Genomic DNA, 7,861 nt, shown 5'->3' on the forward strand with positions numbered 1-7,861 from the left:
TAGTGCCGGCCGCTGGCCGGCACCCCACAGGCATCAGTAGCGGTAGTGGTCCGGCTTGAACGGGCCTTCCACCGGCACGCCGATGTAGTCGGCCTGTTCCTGGCTCAGGGTGGTCAGCTTCACGCCGATCTTCTCCAGGTGCAGGCGGGCCACTTCTTCGTCCAGCTTCTTCGGCAGCAGGTAGACCTTCTTCTCGTAGCTGTCCTTGTTCGCCCACAGGTCGATCTGTGCCAGGGTCTGGTTGGCGAAGCTGTTGGACATCACGAAGCTCGGGTGGCCGGTGGCGCAGCCCAGGTTCACCAGGCGGCCTTCGGCCAGCAGGAAGATCGCGTTGCCGTTCGGGAAGATGTACTTGTCCACCTGCGGCTTGATGTTGACGTGCTTGATGCCCGGGTAGGACACCAGTGCGTCGACCTGGATCTCGTTGTCGAAGTGGCCGATGTTGCAGACGATGGCCTGGTCCTTCATCGCGCTCAGGTGCTCGATGCGGATGATGTCGCGGTTGCCGGTGGTGGTGACGTACAGGTCGGCACGGCCCAGGGTCGATTCGATGGTGTTGACTTCATAGCCTTCCATCGCCGCCTGCAGGGCGCAGATCGGGTCGATCTCGGTGACGATCACGCGCGCGCCGTAGGCACGCAGCGAGGCCGCGCAGCCCTTGCCGACGTCGCCGTAGCCGCAGACCACGGCCACCTTGCCGGCCAGCATCACGTCCATCGCGCGCTTCAGGCCGTCGGCCAGCGACTCGCGGCAGCCGTACAGGTTGTCGAACTTGCTCTTGGTGACCGAGTCGTTGACGTTGATCGCCGGGATCAGCAGGGTGCCGGCCTGGGCCAGCTGGTACAGGCGGTGCACGCCGGTGGTGGTCTCTTCGGAAACGCCCTTCCAGTCCTTGACCACGCGGCCCCAGTAACCCGGGCGCTCCTTGGCCACGCGCTTGAGCAGGTTCTTGATGACCTGTTCTTCGTGCGAGGCGGACGCGGTGTTGACCCAGTCGCTGCCGTTTTCCAGCTCGTAGCCCTTGTGGATCAGCAGGGTCACGTCACCGCCGTCGTCGACCACCAGTTCCGGGCCGGTCAGGGTGCCGTCGGCCAGGGTGAAGGTCAGCGCGTCCAGGGTGCAGTCCCAGTACTCTTCCAGGGTCTCGCCCTTCCAGGCGAACACCGGGGTGCCGGTGGCGGCGATGGCGGCAGCCGCGTGGTCCTGGGTCGAGAAGATGTTGCACGAGGCCCAGCGCACATCGGCGCCGATGTCCTTCAGGGTCTCGATCAGCACTGCGGTCTGGATGGTCATGTGCAGCGAGCCGGTCACGCGCACGCCCTTCAGCGGCAGCTCGGCCTGGTACTTGCGGCGGATCGACATCAGGCCCGGCATTTCGTGCTCGGCGATGTCCAGTTCCTTGCGGCCCCAGTCGGCCAGCGTGATATCGCGGATCTTGTAATCACCTTCGGTGGAGAAGGTCTTGGCAACAGCGTTCATTCGTGTGCTCCGGTTGTGGGCGAGCGGATGCTCGCATCTAGCCGGGCGCCGTTGTTACAAAGCCACCTTACCGAGCCTGGCCGGGCCTCGTGGGATCCGGTCGCAGCGCCCCTCGGCAGGGGAGAACCCCCATTATATCGCGGCCCCAGCGTGACATCGGCATGACCCAACCATCGGCAGATGGGGCCACGTGCACGGCCTGTTAAGGTCGGAGTTTTCACGCATCACACAGGTGGAACGATGAGCATGCACGCGCGCCGCACACGGCGCTGGACCGGCCTGGTCCTGTCGATGGGGCTGCTGGCGGTGGCCCCGCTGGCCTGGGCGGCCGCCTCGCAGCCAGCTCCGGCGCAGGCGCAGGGCGTCAATGGCTACGAACTGCCATCGGCCGCACTGCAGGCAGTGGTTGACGCCCCGCGCGCGCCGTCGCTGTTCCTGTCGCCGCGCCGCGACGTGGCCGCGATGATGCAGATGCCGTCGCTGCCGTCGATCCAGGTGGTGGCGCAGCCGGAACTGAAGCTGGCCGGCCTGCGCATCAACCCGCGCACGTTCTCCGACAGCCGCTTCAGCTTCGGTGAGAAGCTGTGGCTGATGAACGTGGCCGATGGCAAGGAGCGGCAGATCAGTGGCCTGCCGGCCACGCTGTCGATCGCCAGTGTGATGTGGTCGCCGGACCAGAAGTGGCTGGCCTTCAACCAGGTCGACGCCGCCAGCGGCGCCAATGAACTGTGGCTGGTGGATGTGGCCGGTGGCAGCGCCCGCCGCCTGGTTGCCGGCTTGAACACGGTGATCGGCAGCGGCTACCAGTGGCTGCCGGACAGCCGCGGGCTGGTGGTGTTCACCCGCCCGGCCAACCTGGGGCCGGCCCCGGCCGCCGACGGCGTCCCGACCGGCCCTGCCGTGCAGCAGACCAGCCAGGGTGGCGGCGTGGTGTCGATCCGTACCTATCAGGACCTGCTGAAGAACGAAGCCGACGCCCGCCAGTTCGATTACTACGCGACTACCCAGCCGATGGAAGTCGGCCTGGATGGCAGTACCCGCGCGATCGGTGCGGCCGGCATCTTCATGGGCTTCTCGGTGTCGCCTGACGGCCGCTTCGTGCTGCGCCAGCCGGTGCAGCGTCCGTACTCCTACGTGGTGCCGGTAAGCAGTTTTCCGCGCCGCATTGAAGTGATCGAGCGTGCCACCGGCAAGCTGGTGCATACCGTGGCGGTGCGCCCGCTGGTGGAAGGCCTGCCGACCGGCAACGATGCCGAAGTGACCGGCGTGCGCGACATCAGCTGGCGCGGTGATGCCGATGCCACCCTGGTCTGGGCCGAAGCGCAGGACGGTGGTGATCCGAACCGGGAAGCCAAGGTGCGCGATGCGGTGCTGATGCAGGCTGCGCCGTTCGACAAGCCGCCGGTGACCCTGGCCCAGCTTGGCAGCCGCCTGAGCGGCATCAACTGGGGCCGTGGCGACCTGGCCCTGCTGACCGAGTCGTGGTGGAAGACCCGCAGGACCAGGACCTGGCTGATCGCCCCGGACAACGCCGGTGCCGAGCCGCGCCTGCTGTGGGATCGTGACGCGCAGGACCGTTATGCCGATCCGGGGCGGCCGCTGCTGGCCAGCGATGAACGTGGTCGCTCGCTGCTGCAGACCAGCCCGGAAGGCAGCAGCCTGTACCTGGCCGGCGCCGGCGCTTCGCCGGAAGGCGACCGCCCGTTCGTGGACCGCTTCGACATCGCCACGGGCAAGGCGACGCGCCTGTTCCATTCGCAGGCGCCGAGCTATTCGCTGCCGGTGGCATTGCTGGACAACCAGGGCAATTCGCTGCTGCTGAGCCGCGAGAGCCCGGACGAACCGGCCAACTTCTACGTGCAGTCGCTGGCCGATGCCGGTGCCGCACCGCGCGCGCTGACCCGTTTCGCCCATCCGCTGCCGCAGCTGAAGGGCGTGCAGAAGGAGCAGATCCGTTACCAGCGCAAGGATGGCGTCGACCTGACCGCGACACTGCTGCTGCCGCCGGGCTACGATCCCAAGCGCGACGGCCCGCGCCCGCTGCTGATGTGGGCCTACCCGGGCGAGTTCAAGAGCGCGGCCGCGGCCAGCCAGGTGACCGATTCGCCGTACCGCTTCAATGCGGTCAGCTACTGGGGCCCGCAGGCGTTCCTGGCCAAGGGGTACGTAGTGCTGGCCAGCCCGTCGATGCCGATCATCGGCGAGGGTGACAAGGAGCCGAACGACACCTACATCGAACAGCTGGTGGCCAATGCGCAGGCGGCGGTGGATGAAGTGGTGCGCCGAGGCGTGACCGATCGCGATCACATCGCCATCGGTGGCCACTCCTATGGTGCGTTCATGACGGCCAACCTGCTGGCACACACCCGCCTGTTCAAGGCCGGCATCGCGCGCAGCGGTGCCTACAACCGCACGCTTACTCCGTTCGGTTTCCAGGCCGAGGAGCGCAACTACTGGCAGGCGCAGGACGTCTACCAGAAGATGGCGCCGTTCAATTACGCCGACAGGATCAAGGATCCGATCCTGTTCATCCACGGCGTGGACGACAACAACTCCGGCACGTTCCCGATCCAGAGCGAGCGCATGTTCGCCGCGGTGAAGGGCCTGGGTGGCACCGCGCGGCTGGTGATGCTGCCCAACGAATCGCATGCCTACCGGGCACGCGAATCGATCATGACCATGCTGGCCGAAAGCGAGCGCTGGCTGGAGCAGACCATCGGCCCGGCCGAGCAGGGCAAGGCGAAGAAGAAGCGCTGATACCTGCATGAGGGCGGCCGCTGCAACAGCGGCCGCCTGTGCGGCTGCGCCGCCGCCCGAGCGTGGGCTCGGGCGCTACACGGTGTCACGCGCCACGACGCTTGTAGAGCCGAGCCCATGCTCGGCTGCGTCCGCCAGGGATGCGTGCAGATGAAACCATTTTTGCATCGCAGCACGCTGCCCGTTCTGGTTTAGGCTTGGGGTCTGGATCCGTTGACCGAGGCCTGTGCGTCGCCGATGAACGAGTACCGCAGCAGCATCGAGTTTGCTTCCCCCGATCTTCCGCTTCGCGATGACGTGCGCCGGCTCGGCGCACTGGTCGGTGACCTGCTGGTCGAGCAGGTATCGGCGGCCTTCCTCGACGAGGTCGAGGACGTGCGCACCCGCGCCATCGCCCGCCGTGAGAACCAGGCGCCGCTGTCGGAGCTGGCCGAAGGCCTGGCCGGGCGCACGCCGCAGCAGGCCGAAACCATGGTGCGGGCGTTCAGCACCTACTTCCAGGTGGTCAACATCGCCGAGCGTGTGCATCGCATCCGCCGCCGCCGCGATTACCAGCGCGCCGGCACCGCCGCGCCGCAGCCCGACGGCCTGCAGGATGCGCTGCAGCACCTGAAGGCGCAGGGCGTGGGCCTGGACGAGCTGGCGCAGTGGCTGCCGCGCATCGACATCGAACCGGTGTTTACCGCGCACCCGACCGAAGCGGTGCGCCGTGCGCTGCTGGAGAAAGAGCAGCTGATGGTGGCCAGCCTGGTCGACAACCTCGACGGCCAGCGCACGCCGGGGGAAGCGGCCGCCGATGCTGCGCGCTTCCGCATGGCGCTGACCGCGTCGTGGCAGACCACTGATTCCTCGCCGGTGCGGCCCACCGTCGATGACGAGCGCGAGCACGTCGGCTTCTATCTGGTGCAGGTGCTGTACCGCGTGATTCCCGTGCTGTACGAATCGCTGCAGCAGGCGCTGCGCGATACCTATGGTGAAGAGCTGCCACTGCCGCGCCTGCTGCGCTTCGGTACGTGGGTGGGCGGGGACATGGACGGCAACCCGAACGTGGATGCCCACACCATCCGCACTACGCTGGATGCGCAGCGGCAGGCGGTACTGGCGCGCTATCAGAAGGAACTGCTGCAGCTGGCCAGCCTGCTCAGCCAGTCCACCGAGCGGGTGGGCGTGAGCGATGCGCTGCAGGCGCGCGTGGCGCACTACCAGCAGCTGCTGCCGCAGGTACAGTCGCGCCCGCGCCATTCCGACATGCCCTACCGCCTGCTCAACGATCGCATGCGCGCGCGCCTGCAGGCCACGCTGGAAGACGGCGAGGGCGCTTACGCCGGCCCGGATGAACTGATCGACGACCTGCAGCTGATCCTCGACAGTTTGCGCGCCAATCGCGGCGAACACGCTGGCGGCTTCGCCGTGCAGCGGCTGTTGTGGCGGGTGAAGACGTTCGGCTTCCATCTGGCGCGGTTGGACGTGCGTCAGGAATCGAGCGTGCATGCGCGCGCGCTGGCGGCGGTGCTGGGCGGCGACCCGGCGTGGGAGGGCCTGGATGCCTTGGGCCGCGCGCGCCTGCTGGCACCGCATGCCAGTGGCGAGGTGCCGTTGCCGAAAGGCGACGACGAAGGCAACCGGCGGCTGGACGCCGTGTTCGCTGCATTGGCCGATGCCCGTGCGCGGCATGGCGGCGATGCACTGGGCAGTTACATCATTTCGATGGCGCACGACCGCAGCGACGTGCTGGCGGTGCTGGCGCTGGCGCGGCGTGGTGGCCTGGTCGATGCCGATGGCGGCGTGCCGCTCGATATCGCGCCGCTGTTTGAAACTGTGGACGACCTCAAGCGCGGCACCGCCACGCTGCGCGACCTGCTGGAGGATCCGGTGTACCGCGCGCACCTGCGTGCACGCGATGATGTTCAGATGGTGATGCTGGGCTATTCGGACAGCAGCAAGGATGGTGGCATTGCTGCTTCGCGTTGGGGCCTTCAGCGCGCGCAGGTGGAACTGCTGGAGGTGGCGGCCGAGGCCGGCATCCGCCTGACCTTCTTCCATGGCCGGGGCGGCTCGATCAGCCGTGGTGGTGGCAAGACCACCCACGCCGTGGATGCGTCGCCACGCGGCAGCATCGATGGCCGCCTGCGGGTGACCGAGCAGGGCGAGGTGATCCATCGCAAGTACGGCATCCGCGCGCTGGCCCTGCGCTCGCTGGAGCAGGCTACCGGTGCAGTGCTGCGCGCCAGCCTGCGCCCGCGTGGCGCCGAACCGCGCGAGGATGCGTGGCGGCCGGTGATGGATGCGGTGGCTGCGGCCAGCAGCGAGGTGTATCGCGGGTTCGTTGGCCAGGCCGGTTTCATGGATTATTTCCGTACCGCCACGCCGATCGACGTGATCGAGCGGATGACGCTGGGCTCGCGGCCGTCGCGCCGGCTCGGCCAGGACGCAGCGCTGGGCAACCTGCGTGCGATTCCCTGGGTGTTCGCCTGGAGCCAGGCGCGTGCGGTGATTCCCGGCTGGTACGGCGTGGGCAGTGGCCTGCAGGCCGCGGTCGATGCCGGCCACGAACAGACCCTGCGCGATATGGCGCGGGACTGGCCGTTCTTCCGTACCTTCCTGGATGACATCGCGATGGTGCTGTCCAAGGGCGATATCACCATCGCCGAGCAGTTCTCGCTGTTGTCGGGTGAACTGCACGGGCGCTTCTTCCCGCAGGTGCAGCGCGAACTGGAGCTCACCCGGCGCTGGCTGCTGGCGTTGATGGACCAGAAGACGCTGCTGGACCACGACGCGCGGCTGGCGCTGTCGATCCGCCTGCGCAATCCCTACGTCGATCCGATCAGCGTGCTGCAGGTGGAACTGCTGCAGCGCTGGCGGGCCAGCGGGCGCGAGGATGACGATCTGCTGCGCGCGCTGGTGGCGTGTGTGAACGGCGTTTCGCAGGGTGTGCAGAACACCGGTTGATCCGCATCCACCGGGCATGGCCCGGCGAATTCGAAAGGGTAGTGCCGGCCGCTGGCCGGCAACCTCATGATGTTTGGCAGCACGCGCGAGGTTGCCGGCCAGCGGCCGGCACTACCTCATTCCTCCGGCGACGGCGGGTTCGACGCCAGCAGTTCCAGGTGGCGCTGCTCCATTTCCTGGCGCAACTGGCGGCGGATCTGTGCTGCGGCCTGGCGGCGCTTTTCGTCGGACGTTGCCGGCTGCAAGGGCGGGACAGGCGTCGGCCGGCCTTCTTCATCCACTGCGACCATCGTGAAGAAGCAGCTGTTGGCGTGGCGCACGCTGCGCTTGAGGATGTCCTCGGCCACCACCTTGATGCCGATCTCCATCGATGAGGTGCCGGTGTAGTTCACCGAGGCCAGGAAGGTGACCAGCTCGCCCACCGCGATGGGCTGGCGGAACATCACCTGGTCCACCGACAGGGTGACCACGTAGCTGCCGGCATAGCGGCTGGCGCAGGCGTAGGCCACCTGGTCAAGCAGGCGCAGGATGGCGCCACCATGGACCTTGCCGGAGAAATTGGCCATTTCCGGCGACATCAGCACGGTCATGGACAGCTGGTGGGTTTTCAGTTCGGTCGACATGCGGCGATTGTATCGGCAACCGGTAGTGGGGGGGGGGGGGGCGCCCCCCCCCC

Annotated in this window: 4 protein-coding genes and 1 riboswitch; of the genes, 2 read left to right on the forward strand and 2 right to left on the reverse strand. The window is 67.6% G+C overall.

Annotated features, from left to right (window positions below):
• Positions 1-33: 33 nt before the first annotated feature.
• Positions 34-1,479 carry an adenosylhomocysteinase gene (gene ahcY, locus ACM0O9_RS00005; RefSeq protein ID WP_033834449.1) on the reverse strand — a complete coding sequence of 482 codons (1,446 nt, stop codon included), beginning with the start codon at positions 1,477-1,479 and terminating at the stop codon, positions 34-36.
• 36 nt (positions 1,480-1,515) lie between these two features.
• Positions 1,516-1,599: riboswitch (S-adenosyl-L-homocysteine riboswitch) on the reverse strand.
• A gap of 120 nt (positions 1,600-1,719) precedes the next feature.
• Between ahcY and ACM0O9_RS00010 the strand changes: the two genes are divergently transcribed.
• Positions 1,720-4,236: a S9 family peptidase gene (locus tag ACM0O9_RS00010; protein WP_032953936.1), complete on the forward strand. Its 2,517-nt coding sequence runs from the start codon at positions 1,720-1,722 to the stop codon at positions 4,234-4,236.
• Positions 4,237-4,473: 237 nt separating this feature from the next.
• Positions 4,474-7,185 carry a phosphoenolpyruvate carboxylase gene (ppc, locus tag ACM0O9_RS00015; RefSeq protein WP_235649825.1) on the forward strand — a complete coding sequence of 904 codons (2,712 nt, stop codon included), beginning with the start codon at positions 4,474-4,476 and terminating at the stop codon, positions 7,183-7,185.
• Positions 7,186-7,301: 116 nt separating this feature from the next.
• Here ppc and ACM0O9_RS00020 read toward each other — a convergent pair whose 3' ends face one another.
• Entirely contained in the window at positions 7,302-7,808 is a 507-nt protein-coding gene (locus tag ACM0O9_RS00020) for an acyl-CoA thioesterase (protein ID WP_005415314.1), read from the reverse strand.
• Positions 7,809-7,861: the final 53 nt, after the last annotated feature.

This window comes from Stenotrophomonas sp. FR012 (genome assembly GCF_047520565.2).
Taxonomy (GTDB): Bacteria; Pseudomonadota; Gammaproteobacteria; order Xanthomonadales; family Xanthomonadaceae; genus Stenotrophomonas; species Stenotrophomonas sepilia.

Coding starts and splice junctions, on each gene's coding strand:
- ahcY (WP_033834449.1), bottom strand. CDS start 1,479: ATGAACGCTGTTGCCAAGACCTTCTCCACCGAAGGTGATTACAAGATC.
- ACM0O9_RS00010 (WP_032953936.1), top strand. CDS start 1,720: ATGAGCATGCACGCGCGCCGCACACGGCGCTGGACCGGCCTGGTCCTG.
- ppc (WP_235649825.1), top strand. CDS start 4,474: ATGAACGAGTACCGCAGCAGCATCGAGTTTGCTTCCCCCGATCTTCCG.
- ACM0O9_RS00020 (WP_005415314.1), bottom strand. CDS start 7,808: ATGTCGACCGAACTGAAAACCCACCAGCTGTCCATGACCGTGCTGATG.